Origin of the sequence: Thermomonas sp., from assembly GCF_046293095.1 — a bacterium.
Taxonomy (GTDB): domain Bacteria; phylum Pseudomonadota; class Gammaproteobacteria; order Xanthomonadales; family Xanthomonadaceae; genus Thermomonas.
In genome coordinates, this window is sequence record NZ_JBKBPN010000003.1 from 97139 (window position 1) to 115056 (window position 17918).

The window sequence follows — 17918 nt, forward strand, 5'->3', positions numbered from 1 at the left end:
TGCCCGGGGCGGCACGCCCCCCACCGCATCCGACCGGGCGCGCTCCGCTTGCCCGCGATGGCCGCCATGACTACCCTGCGCCCAACAGGCGCACCTTGCCGCCTGGCCTGGGAGCCCATGTGAGCCTGAAGCTACGCCTGACCGTGATGAATTTCCTCCAGTTCTTCGTCTGGGGGGCATGGCTGATCACCGTGGGCGCGTACTGGTTCCAGAACCGGCAATGGTCGGGCACCAGCTTCGGCGCGATCTTCTCCACCATGGGTATCTCCGCGCTGTTCATGCCTTCACTGATGGGCATCGTCGCCGACCGCTGGATCAACGCCGAGCGCCTGTACGGCGCGCTGCACATCCTTGGGGGTGTGTTCCTGTGCCTGCTGCCCAGCGCGGCCAACCCGGAACAGTTCTTCTGGCTGATCCTGGCCACCATGCTGTGCTACATGCCCACCATCTCGCTGGCGATCGCGGTGGCCTACAACGCACTGAAGCAGCAGGGGTTCGACGTGGTGCGCGATTACCCGCCCATCCGCGTCTGGGGCACCGTGGGCTTCATCGCCGCAACCTGGACCACGAGCTGGCTCGGGTTCGAGTCCTCGCCAGGCCAGTTCTACGTGGCGGCAGCCGGCTCGTTCCTGCTGGGGCTGTACGGCTTCACCCTCCCCGCCGCGCCGCCGCGCCTGGGGCGCGACGAAAGCCGCTCGCTGGTGGATGCGCTTGGCCTAACGTCGTTCCGCCTGTTCCGCAACCGCGACATGGCGGTCTTCTTCGTCTTCGCGATGCTGCTGGGTGCCGCACTTCAGCTCACCAATGCCTACGGCGTGACGTTCCTGAAGGACTTCGAGAACCTGCCGCAGTTCAAGGATACGTTTGGCGTGCGCCACTCGGCAGTGATCATCTCGATCTCCCAGATCAGCGAAACCCTGTTCATCCTCACCATCCCGTTCTTCCTGAAGCGCTTCGGCATCAAGACGGTGATGACGATCAGCATGCTTGCCTGGTTCCTGCGCTTCGGCCTGTTCGCCTATGGCGACCCGGGTGCCGGCCTGTGGATGATCATCCTGTCCTGCATCGTGTACGGGATGGCGTTCGACTTCTTCAACATCTCCGGCTCGCTGTTCGTGGAGCAGCAGGCCGACCCGAAGATCCGCGCCAGCGCACAGGGCCTGTTCATGCTGATGACCAACGGCATCGGCGCAGTGCTGGGCAGTGCGATCAGCGGCTGGATGATCGACCGGTTCTTCACCGACGCCAGCGGCGCCAAGGACTGGCACGGCATCTGGACCACGTTTGCGCTGTACTCGCTGGCAATGGCGGTGGCCTTCGTGCCGCTGTTCAAGCATCGCCATGACCCGCACCGCGTGGTGCCCGCGCACGGTGCCGCCGACGTGGGCAACCCCTGAGCATGGCGCGCGTCCTCGTCGCCGGCTCGTTCAACGTCGATCACGTCTGGCGTGTCGCCACGCTGCCCGCACCCGGCGCCACCCTGAGCGGCAGCTACGCCACCGGCCCGGGCGGCAAGGGCTTCAACCAGGCGGTCGCCGCGCGGCGGGCCGGAGCGACCACCCGCTTCGTCTGCGCGCTGGGCGACGACGTCGGCGCGCAACTCGCGCGTGACCTGTGCACAGGCGACGGCATCGATCTGCGCGCCATGGTGGTCGCAGCCCCCACCGGCACCGCCGGCATCTACGTGGATGCACAGGGCCGCAACTGCATCGTGATCGGGCCCGGCGCCAACGGCGCGCTGGCGCCGGCCTTCGTCACGGCGGCGCTGGATGGCCTAGCGGCCGGCGACGTGGTGCTGGTGCAGCTGGAATCCCCGCTGGACGCGGTCGCCGGTGCACTGGAGGCCGCCCGCGCCGCCGGGGCGACGGCGATCCTCAATCCGGCGCCCGCCAACGTCGCCATCGACGAACCAATGCTGGTACGGACCGACCTGCTGACCCCGAACGAGACGGAATTCTCCGCGCTGGTCGCCCGCCACGTCGGCGAGCGCATCGATGCCGACGCGGTGTCCGGCCTCGACCAGCAGCGCCTGCACGCGCTGTGCCGCGACCTGTTGCCGCACGGCACCGTGGTGGTCACGCTGGGCGCCAGCGGCTGCTTCGTCTCGCATCCCGAGGGGGCGCTGCGCGGCGACTCCGCCGCCTGCTACCGCGTCTCCGCCGAGCCGGCGCAGGTCGTCGACACGACCGGCGCGGGCGACGCCTTCAACGGCGCCCTTGCGGCCGCACTGGCCCGCCGCCCCGACGCGGCCTTCATCGAGCACGTCCGGTTCGCCGGTCGCTTCGCCGCGCGCTCGACCGAACAGGCCGGCGCGGCACTGGCGATGCCGCACCTCACCGACTAAATCCAGGCGCTCCCGCCCGCATGGGCCGCCGCCGCTCACCGGCCAGCGGGCTGACCACCGCCCACAACGACAAGCCCTTCTAGGTTGACCTGCCCCCACAGCATCCCGGGACAAGCGTCTGCCATGCCCCGCCCTTCGTCTCACAACAGGCTCACCCCCCCCCGCGAGAAAGGATGTTGATTACGCCGACCAGATCGGTTTGCTATACCTGTAAAGCAATTAAGGACGGGAGCCACACATGCTTGCAATCCGACTGCCCGCCGAAGTGGAACACCGCCTTGAAGCACTGGCGAAAGCCACCGGGCGCACCAAGACGTTCTATGCCCGCGAAGCCATCCTTGAGCACTTGGATGACCTCGAAGATCTGTACCTTGCAGAGCAACGCCTGATCGACCTGAAGCAAGGCAAGGGCGAAGTGATCGGCGGCGAGGAGTTCTGGCGTGGCGTGACGGATTGAATACCTGCGCGCCGCCCGCAAGGACATTGCCAAGCTGGATCGCCAGACCGCCCAGCGCATCAAAGACTTCCTGGAAAAACGCCTCGCTCAGATCGACGATCCGCGCAGCATTGGCGGCTGGTGCGGTGCAGTGGTGGGCCGTGTTGGAATCGAACCAACGAACAGTGGGTTGAGTCCGAATGCGAGACCGACTGTTGTGAGGTGGTGGGCCGTGTTGGAATCGAACCAACGACCAGCGGATTAAAAGTCCGATGCTCTACCGACTGAGCTAACGGCCCACGAAAGGATTGCCGCGGCATGACGCCGGGGTGCGCATTCTAACCGATGACGTAGCGGGTGGGGTCGGTCATGCCGGCCTCGGCAAAGCCCTGCGCGCGCAGGCGGCAGGCGTCGCAGTGGCCACAGGCGCGGCCCTCGGCATCGGCCTGGTAGCAGCTGACCGTCTGCGCGAAGTCCACGCCCAGGCGCAGGCCCTCGCGGGCGATGTCGGCCTTGGACATCCGCATCAGCGGCGCGTGTACCCGGAAGCGCCTGCCTTCCACGCCGGCCTTGGTGGCCAGGTTGGCCAAGGCCTCGAAGCCGGCGATGAATTCCGGGCGGCAGTCCGGATAGCCGGAGTAATCGACCGCATTGACGCCGCAGAACAGGTCGGTGCTGCCCAGCACCTCGGCCCAGCCCAGCGCGACCGACAACATGATGGTGTTGCGCGCCGGCACGTAGGTGGACGGGATGCCCTGCCCGATCACGTGGCCGTCGGCATCGGTGGGGACCCGGATCTCCTCGTCGGTCAGCGCCGAGCCGCCGATGCTGCGCAGGTCCACGTTGACGGTCTTGTGGGCCACCGCGCCCAGCGCTGCGGCCACGCGCGCGGCCGCGTCCAGCTCCGATGTGTGGCGCTGGCCATAGCGCACGCTGAGGGCATACGGCGCGAAGCCGGCCTCCCGGGCGATGGCCAGGACGACGGCGGAGTCCATGCCGCCCGAAACAAGGACGACGGCGGGTTTGGCGGTTGCGTTCATGTCGGGGCCTGTCGGTCGGGACCGCCTCAGCGGCCCGGTTCGTCGTTCCACAGCAGCTTGTGCAATTGCATCTGGAAGCGCACCGGCAAGCGGTCGGCGACGATCCAGTCGGCCAGCGCGCGCGCCTCCACCTGCCCCGCGCTGGGCGAGAACAGGACGTCGCAGCGCTCATGCGGGCGATGCTCGGCCAGCACGCCCTTGGCCCAGTCGTAATCCTCGCGCGAGCAGATGACGAACTTCACCTGATCGTGCGGGGTCAGCTGCCCCAGGTTGGCCCACAGGTTGCGGCCGACCTCCGCCGAGCCCGGCGTCTTGACGTCCACCACGCGGGAGACGCGGGGATCCACGCCGGCGATATCCATCGCGCCGGAAGTCTCCAGCGACACCACGTAGCCGGCATCGCACAGTTTTTCCAGCAGCACCAGGCAGCGCTTCTGCGCCAGCGGCTCGCCGCCGGTCACGCAGACATGGCGCGCGCCCAGGCGGGCGACTTCGGCCAGGATGGCGTCGATATCCCACCACTGCCCGCCGTGGAAGGCATAGGCGGTGTCGCAGTACTGGCAACGCAACGGGCAGCCGGTCAGGCGCACGAAGACCGTGGGCCAGCCGGCATCGCGGGCTTCGCCCTGCAGGGACAGAAAAATTTCGGTGAGCTTGAGGCGCTCGGACCGGGATGCCGCCGATGCGGCGGCCGCATCGGCGACGTCGTTCATGCGCGCATTTTACCGGCTGCCGGCCATCTGCATCGAGCGCAGGCGATCCTCGGCGATCCGGGCGGCGTCGGAGCCGGGATAGCGCTGCCCCACCTGCCGCAGCGTGGCCATCGCGGCCTCGGTCTGGCGCAGGCCGGCCTGGGACAGGCCCAGCTTCAGCAGGGCGCCCGGCGCCTTGTCGTTGGTCGGATAGCGGTCCAGCAGCGCACGGAACTGCTCCGCCGCCAGGGCGTAGTTCTGGGTGACGTAGTAACTCTCGCCAAGCCAGTACAGCGCGTTCGGCGCCAGCGCGCCGGCCGGGTAGGCGGCCAGGAAGTCACGCAGCCGCCGCGCGGACTCCACGTAGTCGCCGCTCTTCAATGCGTCGAAGGCCTGGGCATAGGCACCCTGCTCGTCCTTCGCAGGTGCAGGGGCAGGTGCCGCAGGCGGCGTGGTTGCCTGCGCGGACGCTGCGCCCACTGGCGTGGGCGCCGTGGCCGGCCCTGCCGATGACACGGCGCCGGTGCCCTCCAGCCGATCCAATCGCCCGCTGAGGTCGAGGTACTGCACGCGCTGGCTCTGCTTGGCCTGCTCCAGCTGCTGCTGCAGCTCTTCGATCTGGCCACGCAGCGCCTGTACTTCCGACTGCAGCGCGGCGATCTGGTTGACCAGCACGACCCCGTTCTGGTCGCCCGCGGCGCGGGCTTCCAGAGCCGCGACGCGATCCGCCAGGCTGGCCCGCTGGGCCAAGGCCAACGGCGACGCCAGAAGCATCGCCGCGGCCAGCAGAGAGACGCGGGCGCGCATCACTTCTCGGTGTAGATCAGTTCGACGCGGCGGTTCTTGGCCCAGCACTCTTCATTGGACTCGTTGCACACCGGGCGCTCCTCGCCGTAGCTCACCACGGTCAGCTGGGTGGCACTGCCGCCATTGGCCTGCAGCGCGGCCGACACGGCGTTGCCGCGGCGCTCGCCCAGGCCCATGTTGTACTCGCGGCTGCCGCGTTCGTCGGCATTGCCTTCCAAGCGCAGGCGCGCGCCGGGACGGTCACGCAGGTACTTGGCGTGGCAGCTCATGGCAGCCTGGAACTCCGGCTTCAGCGCGTCCTGGTCCAGGTCGAAGTACACCACGCGCTGGCGCAGGCAGGCATCGGAATCGAGGTCGGCGGGGGTGTAGGCACCGGGCGCGGTGTTGATCGGGGCCGTGGTGGCCGGCGCGGTTTCGACCGGGGTTTCAACGGGCGGGGTTTCCTTCACCTTCTTGGAGCAGCCGACAGCGACGACGGAGGCCAGCGCGGCAACGGTAAGGATGCGGGCAATGTGCGGAAGCGGAACGGTCATCGGAAGATCCTCGCTGTAAGGTGGGAAGGGAGGCAGTGGCCAGTGAGTCTAGCCGGTTCTTGCGTGATGGCGCCGTGAGTCAGCGCTTGCGATAGGGCGACCAGGCAGGCTCGCGGACATCCTCGCCCCCCAGGGTCAAACGCTGGCGTACGCGGCCATCCGCAGACACGGTGTACAGCACGCCGCGCCGGCCCTCGCGGGCCGCGTACACCAGCATGGCGCCATTGGGAGCAAAGCTTGGGGATTCGTCCAGCGAACCCGGCGACAGCAGGCTCCAGCGCGCGGCGCCGGTGCTGCGGTCCATCAGCGCGATACGGTAGGTGTTGCCCGCGCCCTGCGCGGTGGCCAGTTTCTTGCCATCGAAGGACAGCGACGGGCTGGCGTTGTAGCTGCCATCGAAGGTGACGCGGTTGGCGCTGCCGCCGCTGGCCGGCATCTGGTAGATCTGCGGGCGGCCACCACGGTCTGAGGCGAAGTACAGGCTGGTGCCGTCGTGGCTCCAGGTGGGCTCGGTGTCGATGCCGAAGTGGTTGGTGAGCTGGGTCAGGTGGCGGGTGCCCAGGTCCAGGACGTAGATGTCCGGGTTGCCGCCCTTGGACAGGGTCATGGCCAGACGGCTGCCGTCCGGCGAGAACGCGGGCGCGCCATTGATGCCCCGGAAGCTGGTGACCTTCTCGCGGCTGCCAGTGGCGATGTCCTGGATCCAGATGCCGGAGTTGCCGCCTTCGAAACTGACGTAGGCCAGCTTGCGCCCGTCCGGGCTCCAGGAGGGCGACAGCAGGGGCTCGGTGGAATTGACCACCGTATGCGGGTTGTAGCCGTCGGCATCGGCCACCACCAGCGCATAGCGGGTGTTGCGGCCAAGGCCGGTGGCGGAGACGTAGGCGATGCGGGTCCAGAAGGCGCCGGGCACGCCGAGGATCTTCTCGTACACCGCGTCGCTGATCTGGTGGGCAACGTCGCGCATGGCGCCGGCGGGCGCGGTGAGCGCGAAACCGAGCAGCCGCTCCTGCTTGGCGACGTCGAACAACTCGTACTCGGTGCGGTAACCGTCGCCGCCGCTGACGCAGCGGCCGATCAGCAGATAGTCCTGCTTGAGCATCCGCCACGTCGGATACGCCACCTCGCTGCCCTGGACCGGGCGTTCCGGCAGGCTGGCCGGATCGGGGCTGCGGAACTGCCCGGAACGGGTGAGATCGGCGCGCACCACGCCGCCCACATCGGTATCACCGCAATTGCCGCCAAACGGCACCACCGCGATCGGCAGGGCCGCGGCGTTGCCGCCGACGATGTCGATTTCCAGGCTGCCGCGGGACTGCGCCAGCGCCGCGCAGGCGGGCAGCAACAGCAGCGGGACAAGCAGGCGGCGGGCGATACGCTTCATGCGGCCTCACTGGCAGGGACGAGAAGAATAGGTTGGCCGATCCGGACGACGCGAGGATGAACGCAAGCGGACCGGAAAGGAACCCGCACGCTCAACGGTCTTCCGCAACGAAGTTCAGGTTGAGGTTGCGGTTGAACACCGCCTCGAAGCCGGCATAGGGAAGCGGCGAGGCTTTGTAGACGGCGCGCTCCACCGACTGGCGTCCCGCCGCGTCGTAGGGGCAGCTGGCGGACACATCGACATCGACCACCTCGCCCCCCGGCAGCTGGCGGATCGAAATCCGGCAGCGCTGCCCCAACGGCACGGTTTCCGGGCGGATCCACTGGCGCAGGATGGCCTGCTGCAGCGCGGCGGCGTACTTGGCCTGCAGGCTGGGATCGGTGCCGCGGTTGCCGGGCGACGGCGGCGCCGTGGCCGTGGCCGTGCTGGCCGAGCGGGCCTCGGCCAGCTGCTGGGCACGCTGCTCGGCCAGGCTGCGCTCGCGCGCGGCCTGCTCGCGCAGCCGGCGGAGTTCGGCCAGTTCGCGCTCTTTCTGGCGGGCCTGCTCCTGCTGCTGCTTGGCCAGGAGTTCCGCCTGGTCAGGCTGCTTGCGCTGCTGCTCCTGCTCGCGCGGCACCTTGGCGACCTGCGGCGAGGGCGCATCGCGCTGCACCTTCTCCTGCTCCACCGGCGCCGGGTCCGGTACCGGCGGCGGCAGCACCTTCGGCTGCGGGGGTGCCGCCTCCGGGAGGGGATCCGGCAACGGTGTCGGAACGTCCGGCTCCGGCGGCGACACGGGCTGCGCCTTCGGTGCGCGCTGCAGCGCGCGCTGCATCGAGGCACTGAGGTCGGACACCGCCACCAGGTCGGCCTCGATGGGGTCGCCCTGCGCAGGCTCGACCACGCTGCGCTGCGACCAGCGCAGGCCGGCGAACAGCAGCACGAACAGCACCGCGTGCAGCAACAACGCCTGCACCAGCGCCATCCACGTGTCGGTGCGCGTCTGCTTCACCGGGTCGTCACCGCTTCGGTTCGCCCATCAGTCCGGCGCGCGACACCTTGGCGTCGCGCTGCAGCAGCGACAGGACCTCATAGACACTCTGGTAGCTCACGTCACGGTCGCCGGCCACGTAAACGGCCAGCTGCGGATCGGCCTCGACGAAGGCGCGCACCTTGGCGACCAGTTGCCGCGCATCCACCGCCTGCGGGCGATCCACGCCTTCGTAGGTCAACGCCAGCGCGCCGTCCTTGCCGACCTGCACAACCACCGGCTGTTTCTTTTTCTGCTCCAGCGACTTGGCGTCGGCCTGCGGCAGGTTCACGTCCACGCCCACGTTGAGCAGCGGCGCGGTGACCATGAAGATGATCAGCAGCACCAGCATCACGTCGATGTAGGGAACGACGTTGATCTCGGCCTTGAGCTTGCGCTTGCGGTGCCGGCGGCTTGCGGTTGCGAGTGCCATGCGCGCCTCAGTCGTCGCCGTGGGTCTGGCGCTGCAGGATCGAGGAGAACTCCTCGCTGAAGGTCTCGTAGCGCACCGCCATGCGCTCGGCGCGGGTGGCGAAGCGGTTGTAGGCCCACACCGCCGGGATCGCGGCGAACAGGCCCATCGCGGTGGCGACCAGCGCCTCGGAGATGCCCGGCGCGACGGTGGCGATGGTCGCTTCCTTCATGCTGGCCAAGCCCTGGAACGAAATCATGATCCCCCATACCGTGCCGAACAGGCCGACGTAGGGGCTGATGGAACCGACGTTGGCCAGGAACTCGAGGTTGCGCTCCAGCCCGTCCAACTCGCGTGAGGTGGCCGCGCGCATGGCGCGCTGCGCGCCTTCCAGCTGCATCCGCGCGTCAACACCGCGGCGCTGGCGGATGCGGTTGAACTCGCGCATGCCGGCCTCGAAGATCGCCTCCAGCCCTTCGATGTCGCGGTGGCGCTCGGTGGCCGCCGCGTACAGCTTGGGCAGCTCCACGCCGGACCAGAAGGTCTCCTCGAAGCGGTCGGCCTCGCGCTCGGCGCGGTCCAGCACGCGCTTCTTGCGCAGGATGATCACCCACGACGCCAGCGAGGCCAGCAGCAGCAGCGCCATCACCAGTTGCACCGGCAGGCTGGCGTGCAGCACCAGGTGCAGGATGTCCAGTCCCGGGTCGGCGGGCGGCGCGGCCTGCGCGGTGGTCGCGGCCAGCGCCACGGCGTCGGGGGCCGCCGCGTCGGGCAGCGCCTGCGGCAGGGATTGCAGCATCGTCGATGCGGGCATCAAGGGGTCTCCAACAGCGGCTTGAGGGTCGATGAGAGGAACTCGGGCAATGGACAGGGCCGGAAGCTGGAAGCGCGCAATGCGGCGATCCGCGTCGTCGCAGCCACCAGCAGGGCGCCGTCGCGCTCGATCCGCTGTGCCAGCACGAGGCTGGCGCCACGGCATTCCAGCAGGGCCACGCTGACCGACAGCTGATCGTCCAGGCGGGCGGGCGCGCGGAAGTCGACCTCCATCGCGCGCACCACGAACACCAGGTCCTGCCCCCGGCGCAGCGCGTCCTGGTGCAGGCCGATGGCGCGCATCCACTCGCTGCGGGCGCGCTCCATGAAGGCCAGGTACTGCGCGTGGTAGACCACGCCGCCGGCGTCGGTGTCTTCCCAGTAGACGCGGACCGGCCAGGCGAAGGGCTCAGCCATCGCCGGCCTCGAACAGTCCCGGCGCGCCGGCCTTGGCCTTGAAGCCCAGGTGGCGGTACGCCTTGGGCGTGGCCATGCGGCCGCGGGCGGTGCGCACCAGAAAACCCTGCTGGATCAGGTAGGGCTCGATCACGTCCTCCAGCGTGCCGCGCTCTTCGCTCAGCGCCGCGGCCAATGATTCCACGCCGACCGGGCCGCCGTCGAAGGCATCGATGATCGTGCCCAGCATGCGGCGGTCAAGCTCGTCAAAGCCCTCCGGGTCCACCTTCAGCATGTCCATCGCCGCGCGCGCAATGGCGGCATCGATGGTGCCATCGCCCTTGACCTGGGCAAAGTCACGCACCCGCCGCAACAGCCGGTTGGCGATGCGCGGGGTGCCGCGCGAGCGCCGCGCCAGCTCACCCGCACCCTCGGCGTCGCAGGGGATACCCAGGATCTGCGCGGAACGGCGGACGATCCGCGCCAGTTCATCCGGCGAGTAGAACTCCAGCCGCTGCACGATGCCGAAGCGGTCGCGCAGCGGCGCGGTCAGCAGGCCGGCACGGGTGGTGGCGCCGATCAGGGTGAACGGCGGCAGGTCGAGCTTGATCGAGCGCGCGGCCGGTCCCTCGCCGATCATGATGTCGATCTGGCAGTCCTCCATTGCCGGGTAGAGGATCTCCTCGACCACCGGCGACAGGCGGTGGATCTCGTCCACGAACAGCACGTCGTGCGGCTGCAGGTTGGTCAGCAGCGCCGCCAGGTCGCCGGCCTTCTCGATCACCGGGCCGGAGGTGACCCGCAGGTTGACGCCCAGCTCGTTGGCGATCACATGCGACAACGTGGTCTTGCCCAGCCCGGGCGGGCCGAAGATCAGCACGTGGTCCAGCGCCTCGCCGCGGCCCTTGGCCGCCTCGATGTAGATCTGCATCTGCTCGCGCACCGGCTGCTGGCCGAGGTATTCGTCCAGCCGGCGCGGGCGGATGCTGGCGTCTACCACGTCATCTTCACGGGTGGCGGCGGGGGCGATCAGGCGAGGGTCTGTCATGCCCGGATTATCGCCCGATGTGGACGCATTTACCGACCCCGCCCGGCAGAAGCCGGCAACGGGGTTTTGCCAGGACGTGAAACGCCGTCAGATCTCGACCTGCGCGCCCAGTTCCACCAGCCTGTTGCCGGGGATCCGGAAGAAGCTGCTGGCCGAGGCCGCATTGCGGTGCATGAAGGCGAACAGCTTGTCGCGCCAGATCGGCATGCCGCGGTGGCGGCTGGGCACGATGGTTTCCCGACTGACGAAATAGGTGGTGTCCATCGGGTTGAACACCAGATCGCACTGGTCACACGACTGCATCAGTGCCAATGGCACGTCCGGGGTTTCCATGAACCCGTAGCGCACGATCACCCGGTAGAAATCCTCGCCCCCGATCGACTCGATCTTCAGCCGCCGGTCTTTCGGCACGTAGGGCACGTCGAGCGTTTCCACGGTCAAAAACACGTTGTGTTCGTGCAGCACCTTGTTGTGCTTGAGGTTGTGCAGCAGGGCGTGCGGCACCATGTCCGGATTGGCGGTGAGAAACACGGCCGTGCCCGGCACCCGGACCGGCGGGGCCAGCATCAGGCCCGGCAGGAAGGTGGCAAGCTCGATGCCGTCCTTGCGCATCTCGGCGCTCAGCAGTTCGCGCCCGCGCCGCCAGGTGCGAAGCATGGTGAACAGCAGCACGCCCAGCACCAGCGGGAACCAGCCGCCGTCGGGAATTTTGGCGCCGTTGGCGATCACGAACGCACACTCCACCGCCGCGAACACCACGCACAGCGGCAGCACCCATTGCCGCCAGCGCGGCCACAGGGCATAGGCCACCATCGCCAGCAGCAGGGTGTCGATCAGCATCGTCAGCGAGACCGAGATGCCGTAGGCGGTGGCCAGCGCGGTGGAGGTGCGGAACGCCAAGACCAGCGACACCACCAGCACCATCAGCATCCAGTTGATGCCTGGCACGTAGATCTGGCCGATGGTGTCGCTGGAAGTGTGCTTGATCCGCATGCGCGGGATGTAGCCCAGCTGCATGGCCTGCCGCGCCACCGAGAACGCGCCGGTGATGACCGCCTGCGAAGCGATCACGGTGGCGGCGGTGGCCAGCAGGATCATCGGCCAGCGCGCCCAGTCGGGCACGCCGATGTAGAACGGGTTGCGGATGGCCAGCGGATCCTGCAGCACCAGCGCACCCTGGCCCAGGTAGTTGAGCATCAGCGCCGGCAGCACGAAGAAGTACCAGGCCAGGCGGATCGGCCGTGCGCCGAAGTGGCCCATGTCGGCATACAGCGCCTCGCCGCCGGTCACCGCCAGCACCACCGCGCCGAGGATGAAGATGCCGTGGAAGTGGTGTTCCAGGAAGAAGCGCGCCGCCCACCACGGATTGAACGCCTTCAGCACCTCGGGCGCGTGGAACAGGTTCAGCACGCCGATCGCCGCCAGCGAGGCGAACCAGACGATGGTGATCGGGCCGAACACCTTGCCTACTTTGGCCGTGCCGTAGCGCTGGCTGGCAAACAGCGCCACCAGCACCAGCAACGTCAGCGGCACGATCCACTGGTGCAGGCTGGGGGCCACCACTTCCAGACCCTCGATGGCCGACAGCACCGAGATGGCCGGCGTGATCACGCCGTCACCGAAGAACAGCGAGGCGCCGAAGATGCCGAGGATGCCGACGTAGTACGCCGCCCGCGAGCCTTTTTTCAGCGTGCGCTGGGCCAGCGCCATCAGCGCCATGATGCCGCCCTCGCCGTCGTTGTCGGCGCGCATGATGATGGTCACGTACTTGGCGGTGACCGTGACCATCAGCGCCCAGAACACCATCGACAGGATGCCCAGCACCGTGTCGTGGTCGGCGGTCAGGCCGAAGTGCGGCGAGAAGGCTTCCTTGAGGGTGTACAGCGGGCTGGTGCCGATGTCGCCGAACACCACGCCGATGGCGCCCACCACCAGACCGGCAAGGCTGGCCTTGCCGTGGCCGTGCTGCCCGGAGGCGCCGGCATGCGGGGAGGCGGAAGAAGGATGCGTGGTCATGGGGAGTTCCTGTTCGGGCGCAGCCGTGGCCGCGGCCCGTTCAACGCAGGGCGGACTGTAGCGCTTTTCGGATGATGGTCTCGGCGGTATCGCCTTCGACGGCGGCTTTCTTCGCCATGCGCTCGGCTTCCGCCGGCTTGTAACCCAATGCCTGCAACGCGGTGATGGCTTCGCCCAGCGGATCGCCCGGCAGCCCGGCACTGGCCGCGACGGGGCTACCGGCCAGGTCGGCGGCACGATCCCGCAGTTCCACCACCATGCGTTCGGCGGTCTTCTTGCCGATGCCCGGGATACGCGTCAGTGCGGTCACGTCGCCGGTCTGCACCAGCCGCGCGAACTCGTCCACCGACGTGCCGGACAGCACCGCCAGCGCGATCTTCGCGCCGATGCCGGTGACCTTCTGCACGTCGCGGAACAGCCGCCGCTCCGCCTCGCTCAGGAAGCCGTACAGCGCCACGCTGTCCTCCTTCTGCGCGTAGTGGGTGAACAGGAATACCTCGCGCCCCACGTCCGGCAGGTCGTAGAACGTACTCATCGGCGCCTCCAGCTCGTAGCCGACGCCGTGCACGTCGACCACCAGCCACGGCGGTGCCTTGTGGATCAGGATGCCCTTCAACCTTCCAATCATCGCCGCCCCCTGCCCTTGCGTCCCCACGCCTCGCGCGCCGCCACGCCCAGCCGCTGCGCGCTGGCGCGCACGTGGGCGTGGGTGATCGCCACCGCCAGCGCGTCGGCGGCGTCGGCCTGCAGCTTGCCGGACAAGCCCAGCATCGCGCCCACCATATGCTGCACCTGCGTCTTGTCGGCGCTGCCACTGCCCACCAGCGCCAACTTGATTTCCTTGGCCGCGTATTCGCTCACCGGCAGGTCGCGCGCCACGCAGGCGGCCACCGCCGCGCCACGCGCCTGCCCCAGCTTCAGCGCACTCATCGCATTGTTGGACAGGAACACCTGCTCCACCGCCACTTCATCCGGCGCGTACTGCCCGATCAGCGCCCACAGGCCGTCCAGCAGCTTGCGCAGGCGCAGCGGGAAGGTCTCCGCGTCCAGCAGCACCAGCGGCTGGTGGTGGACGTGGGTGATCCGGCCATCCGGCGCGATATCGATGATGCCCACGCCCGTGCGCTGGGAGCCGGGGTCAATGCCCAGCACACGGACCGGCGCCGGCCGCGGAGGCGTGGTTGGAGACGCGGAAGGCATGGTGCGGGGGCCGACGCCCAGTGCGGCCTGTCAGCCCAGCCCGGCCGCGTTGGAGTAGACGTTCTGCACGTCGTCCATGTCCTCCAGCCAGCGCAGCAGCTTCTGCACCTGCTCGGCCGTCTCGCCTTCCACGACGGTATCGTTGTCCGCACGCATGGTGATCTCCGCGAAGCCCGGCGCAAGCCCCGCCGCCTCCATCGCCGCCTTGACGTCGGCAAACGCCTCGGGCGAGGTCAGCACGTCGATCGCGCCGTCCTCCGGATACACCACCACGTCGTCCGCGCCGGCCTCGATGGCGGCCTCGGTGATGCGCTCCTCATCCGCGCCGGGCGCATAGCTCAGCACGCCCAGCTTCTTGAACATGAAGGACACCGAGCCCTCGGTGCCAAGGTTGCCACCGAACTTGCCGAACGCATGGCGCACGTCCGCGACGGTGCGCACGCGGTTGTCGGTAAGGCAATCGACGATCACCGCGACCCCGCCCGCGCCGTAGCCTTCGTAGCGGATTTCCTCGTAGGCGACGCCTTCCAGCTCGCCGGTGGCCTTCTTGATGGCGCGCTCGATGACGTCCTTGGACATGTTGACGTCCAGGCCCTTGTCGATCGCCGCGCGCAGCCGCGGGTTGCCGGACGGATCACCGCCCCCGGCACGCGCCGCGACGGAGATCTCGCGGATGATCTTGGTGAAAATCTTGCCGCGCTGCGCGTCTTGCGCGTTCTTGCGGGCTTCGATGGAAGGGCCACGTCCCATGACAATATCCGGCCGGTTGGGCGAAGCGGCGAATTATACGGCCGCCGACCCGACGACGGGCTCGAACCGGCCCTCCTGCAGGAATCGCAGGACCTGCCGCCTTGCCTCGGCCGACACCACCAGCCCGGTATGGCTGGCCTGCACCACGCAGTGCGCGGCAATCCCCGGCAGCCGGGTCTCGGCCACCGCCACCGTGCCGTCGTGCTCCCCATCCAGTTCGGCAAACAGGCGCCCCAGCCCGCGCGGGGCGTGGCCGGCCACCACCCCAACCGCGGCCGCACCCTGCCAGGCGGGTACGCCTGCGCGCAGTAGCGCCGCATGGCGGCCCAGCAGGGCGGCGCCCCAGCGGCGGTCCGCCAGAGCAGCCGCCACCGCGCTGCCACGCAGTGGCGAACCCAGACAGACCACCCGTGCCACATCCACGTCTGGGGCCAGGCGCAGAGCCTCCAGCGCGACCAGGCCGCCCAGGCTGTGGCCCACGATGGCATCGACGGGCGCGGCGCGCAGCCGGGCCTGCAGCCGCACGATGGCCCGTTCCGACCCGCCGGCCAACGTCGGATAGCCGAACACATCGACCTCAAGGCCCGCCTTGCGCAGGCCGCCCGCCAGCGGGACCAGCCACCAGGCCGGGTTGAACAGGCCGTGCAGCAGCAGGACCCGCCGGATCACGTCGGAACCGGCTCCCGCCTGTACATGAACTCGCGGTCGCGCTGCTGGCCCACGATAAAGGCGTACTCGCCGGCGAAGGCAAAGCCATAGCGGGCGTAGAAGCGCTGGGCGCCGAAGTTCTCCGACCACACGCTGACCCACAGGGTACGCGGGCCATCACGCAGCAGCCACGCCATCGCCGCGTCCATCAGCGCACGGCCGGTGCCGGCGTTCCGGGTGCCGGCGCGGACGTACAGTCGCTTCAGTTCGCCGTCTTCCGGGCGCACGTCGACGTGCGGCAGCCCGCACGGGCCGGCCTGCGCATAGCCGATGGCCCGGCCCGCCTCGTCCTCGGCCAGCCACAACGCGTAGGCCGGATCGGCCAGCGCCCTGGCATAGGCCGCAACGCTGTGGCTCTCTTCCAGGAAGGCCTGCAGGTCCTCCGGCGAATACAGATGCCCGAAGGTCTCCGCGAAGGTCGCCGCGCCCAGCTCCGCCAGCATGGCGGCATCGGCAGGCACGGCGCGGCGGATCATCGCGCTCACGCCTGCGGCCGCACCTGTACGTGCACTTCGGCCAGCTGCGCGTCCGGGATCGGCGACGGCGCATCGGTCATCAGGCACTGCGCGCTGGTGGTCTTGGGGAACGCGATCACATCGCGGATCGAGTCAGTACCGGCCATCAGCGCGGCGATGCGGTCGATGCCGAAGGCGATGCCACCGTGCGGCGGCGCGCCGTATTTCAGCGCGTCCAGCAGGAAGCCGAACTTGGCGCGCTGCTCGTCGGCGCCGATGCCCAGCAGGTCGAACACCGCCGCCTGCATCTGCGGGCGATGGATGCGGATCGAACCGCCACCGATCTCGTTGCCGTTGAGCACCATGTCGTAGCCGCGCGATACGGCGGTCTTCGCGTTCGCGCGCAGGTCCTCGATCGAATCCACGGCAGGCGCGGTGAAGGGGTGATGCAAGGCCACATAGCGTTGCTCCTCTGCATCCCATTCGAACATCGGGAAATCGGTCACCCACAGCGGCTTCCAGCCGTCCTGCACCAGGCCGAAGTCCTTGCCGGCTTTCAGGCGCACCGCGCCCATGAAGTCGCTGACCTTGGCATACGCACCGGCACCGAAGAACACGATGTCGCCGTTGCCGGCGCCGAGATGCGTCAGCAGCGCTTCAAATTTGCCTTCGGCGAAGAACTTGGCGACCGGAGAATTGACCGCGCCCGCCTCGTCGATCTTGGCGTAGGCCAGGCCCTTGGCGCCGTACTTGGCGGCGTGGGCGGCGTATTCGTCGATCTGCTTGCGGCTCAGCGACGCGCCGCCGGGGATGCGCAGCGCGGCCACGCGGCCGTCGGGGTCGTTGGCGGCACCACTGAACACCGCGAAGTCGCAATCCTTCACCAGTTCGGCCACGTCCACCAGTTCCAGGTCGATGCGCAGGTCCGGCTTGTCGGAGCCGTAGCGGCGCATCGCTTCGGCGTACGTCATCCGCGGGAACGGCGCCTCCAGCTCCACGCCCACCACCTCGCGGAACACGCTGCGGATCATGTCCTCGGTGAGGTCCTGCACGTCGCGCTCGGTGACCCAGGCGAACTCCATGTCGAGCTGGGTGAACTCCAGCTGGCGGTCGGCGCGCAGCGCCTCGTCGCGGAAGCAGCGGGCGATCTGGTAGTAGCGGTCGAAGCCCGCCATCATCAGGATCTGCTTGAACAGCTGCGGGCTCTGCGGCAGCGCGTAGAACTCGCCCGGATGCATGCGCGCCGGTACCAGGAAGTCGCGCGCGCCCTCGGGCGTGGCCTTGGTCAGGATCGGGGTCTCGATGTCCTGGAAACCGCGCGCGTCGAGGTAGTGGCGCAGCGCCGACACCAGCCTGGTGCGGGTGCGCATCTTGCGCTGCATCTCGGGGCTGCGCAGGTCGAGATAGCGGTACTTCAGGCGGATGTCCTCGCCCGGGTTCTCGTGGTGGTGGAACGGCAGCGGCTCGGCCTTGTTGAGCAGCTCGATGCGCTCGGCCACCACTTCCACCTGCCCGGTCCTGATCTTGTCATTGACCGACTGGCGCCGGCGCACGGTGCCGGTAACGCGCAGGCAGTCCTCGTAGCCCACCGCCGCGGCGGCGGCCAGCATGTCGGCGTTGCCGGCCGCGTCCGCCGGTTCGGCGACGACCTGCACGATGCCCTCGTGGTCGCGCAGGTCGATGAAGACGATCTGGCCCATGTTGCGGGCGACATCGGCCCAGCCGCAGAGGGTGACGGTCTGGCCGATCAACGCCTCGTCGATCAGGCCGCAGAAATGGGTACGCATGGAAGCTCCGGGAAACGCGGGGGCGCGCAGGCATCGGGCCGGCGCGGAATCCGTCATTTTAGCCGATGGGCAGGCGTGGAGCGGCGGG

Annotated in this window: 21 protein-coding genes and 1 tRNA gene; 4 read left to right on the top strand and 18 right to left on the bottom strand. The window is 68.8% G+C overall.

Features of this window, described 5'->3' with window-relative positions; translation table 11 throughout:
- The first annotated feature begins 119 nt into the window (after positions 1–119).
- The 4 genes from ACK4SG_RS06535 to ACK4SG_RS06550 all read left to right on the top strand — a co-directional run bounded on the left by ACK4SG_RS06535 (position 120) and on the right by ACK4SG_RS06550 (position 3045).
- Positions 120–1397, top strand: a complete 1278-nt coding sequence (locus tag ACK4SG_RS06535) for a nucleoside permease (RefSeq protein WP_409600929.1) — start codon at positions 120–122, stop codon at positions 1395–1397.
- A gap of 2 nt (positions 1398–1399) precedes the next feature.
- Positions 1400–2344, top strand: coding sequence for a ribokinase (locus ACK4SG_RS06540; protein ID WP_409600930.1), 945 nt, complete (start codon positions 1400–1402; stop codon positions 2342–2344).
- Positions 2345–2582: 238 nt separating this feature from the next.
- Positions 2583–2801 (top strand): TraY domain-containing protein, encoded by a 219-nt coding sequence (locus tag ACK4SG_RS06545; protein ID WP_409600931.1) that lies wholly within the window; start codon positions 2583–2585, stop codon positions 2799–2801.
- A gap of 34 nt (positions 2802–2835) precedes the next feature.
- On the top strand, positions 2836–3045 hold the full coding sequence (locus tag ACK4SG_RS06550; protein ID WP_409601341.1) for a hypothetical protein: 210 nt from the start codon (positions 2836–2838) through the stop codon (positions 3043–3045).
- Here the strand turns inward: ACK4SG_RS06550 and ACK4SG_RS06555 are convergent.
- The 18 genes from ACK4SG_RS06555 to aspS form a co-directional block, all read right to left on the bottom strand.
- Positions 3004–3079, bottom strand: a tRNA-Lys gene (locus tag ACK4SG_RS06555). The genes ACK4SG_RS06550 and ACK4SG_RS06555 overlap by 42 nt on opposite strands.
- A 39-nt stretch (positions 3080–3118) precedes the next feature.
- The gene (gene queC / locus ACK4SG_RS06560; protein ID WP_409600932.1) at positions 3119–3820 is read right to left on the bottom strand and encodes a 7-cyano-7-deazaguanine synthase QueC; all 702 of its coding nucleotides are present in this window, start codon (positions 3818–3820) and stop codon (positions 3119–3121) included.
- A gap of 26 nt (positions 3821–3846) precedes the next feature.
- Entirely contained in the window at positions 3847–4533 is a 687-nt protein-coding gene (gene queE / locus ACK4SG_RS06565; protein ID WP_409600933.1) for a 7-carboxy-7-deazaguanine synthase QueE, read from the bottom strand.
- 9 nt (positions 4534–4542) lie between these two features.
- Positions 4543–5319, bottom strand: a complete 777-nt coding sequence (gene ybgF / locus ACK4SG_RS06570; RefSeq protein WP_409600934.1) for a tol-pal system protein YbgF — start codon at positions 5317–5319, stop codon at positions 4543–4545.
- Positions 5319–5852: a peptidoglycan-associated lipoprotein Pal gene (pal, locus tag ACK4SG_RS06575; RefSeq protein WP_409600935.1), complete on the bottom strand. Its 534-nt coding sequence runs from the start codon at positions 5850–5852 to the stop codon at positions 5319–5321. Before pal ends, ybgF begins: the two co-directional genes overlap by 1 nt.
- Before the next feature lie 79 nt (positions 5853–5931).
- Positions 5932–7236 (bottom strand): Tol-Pal system beta propeller repeat protein TolB, encoded by a 1305-nt coding sequence (tolB, locus tag ACK4SG_RS06580; RefSeq protein ID WP_409600936.1) that lies wholly within the window; start codon positions 7234–7236, stop codon positions 5932–5934.
- Between the two features lie 91 nt (positions 7237–7327).
- Positions 7328–8227 (bottom strand): cell envelope integrity protein TolA, encoded by a 900-nt coding sequence (locus ACK4SG_RS06585; RefSeq protein WP_409600937.1) that lies wholly within the window; start codon positions 8225–8227, stop codon positions 7328–7330.
- A gap of 7 nt (positions 8228–8234) precedes the next feature.
- Positions 8235–8678 (bottom strand): protein TolR, encoded by a 444-nt coding sequence (tolR, locus tag ACK4SG_RS06590; protein ID WP_409600938.1) that lies wholly within the window; start codon positions 8676–8678, stop codon positions 8235–8237.
- 7 nt (positions 8679–8685) lie between these two features.
- The gene (gene tolQ, locus ACK4SG_RS06595; protein ID WP_409600939.1) at positions 8686–9471 is read right to left on the bottom strand and encodes a protein TolQ; all 786 of its coding nucleotides are present in this window, start codon (positions 9469–9471) and stop codon (positions 8686–8688) included.
- The gene (ybgC, locus tag ACK4SG_RS06600; protein ID WP_409600940.1) at positions 9471–9887 is read right to left on the bottom strand and encodes a tol-pal system-associated acyl-CoA thioesterase; all 417 of its coding nucleotides are present in this window, start codon (positions 9885–9887) and stop codon (positions 9471–9473) included. The genes tolQ and ybgC overlap by 1 nt, the downstream gene beginning before the upstream one ends.
- Positions 9880–10914, bottom strand: a complete 1035-nt coding sequence (ruvB, locus tag ACK4SG_RS06605) for a Holliday junction branch migration DNA helicase RuvB (RefSeq protein WP_409600941.1) — start codon at positions 10912–10914, stop codon at positions 9880–9882. Before ruvB ends, ybgC begins: the two co-directional genes overlap by 8 nt.
- Before the next feature lie 87 nt (positions 10915–11001).
- A complete protein-coding gene (locus ACK4SG_RS06610) occupies positions 11002–12930 on the bottom strand; it encodes a potassium transporter Kup (protein WP_409600942.1) in 1929 nt (642 codons plus the stop codon).
- Between the two features lie 40 nt (positions 12931–12970).
- Positions 12971–13558, bottom strand: a complete 588-nt coding sequence (gene ruvA, locus ACK4SG_RS06615) for a Holliday junction branch migration protein RuvA (protein ID WP_409600943.1) — start codon at positions 13556–13558, stop codon at positions 12971–12973.
- On the bottom strand, positions 13555–14130 hold the full coding sequence (ruvC, locus tag ACK4SG_RS06620) for a crossover junction endodeoxyribonuclease RuvC (protein WP_409600944.1): 576 nt from the start codon (positions 14128–14130) through the stop codon (positions 13555–13557). Before ruvC ends, ruvA begins: the two co-directional genes overlap by 4 nt.
- 30 nt (positions 14131–14160) lie before the next feature.
- Positions 14161–14880, bottom strand: a complete 720-nt coding sequence (locus tag ACK4SG_RS06625; protein WP_409600945.1) for a YebC/PmpR family DNA-binding transcriptional regulator — start codon at positions 14878–14880, stop codon at positions 14161–14163.
- 33 nt (positions 14881–14913) lie between these two features.
- A complete protein-coding gene (locus tag ACK4SG_RS06630) occupies positions 14914–15549 on the bottom strand; it encodes an esterase/lipase family protein (protein ID WP_409600946.1) in 636 nt (211 codons plus the stop codon).
- Positions 15546–16064 (bottom strand): N-acetyltransferase family protein, encoded by a 519-nt coding sequence (locus tag ACK4SG_RS06635; protein ID WP_409601342.1) that lies wholly within the window; start codon positions 16062–16064, stop codon positions 15546–15548. The genes ACK4SG_RS06630 and ACK4SG_RS06635 overlap by 4 nt, the downstream gene beginning before the upstream one ends.
- 5 nt (positions 16065–16069) lie before the next feature.
- Positions 16070–17830: an aspartate--tRNA ligase gene (gene aspS / locus ACK4SG_RS06640; RefSeq protein ID WP_409600947.1), complete on the bottom strand. Its 1761-nt coding sequence runs from the start codon at positions 17828–17830 to the stop codon at positions 16070–16072.
- Positions 17831–17918: the final 88 nt, after the last annotated feature.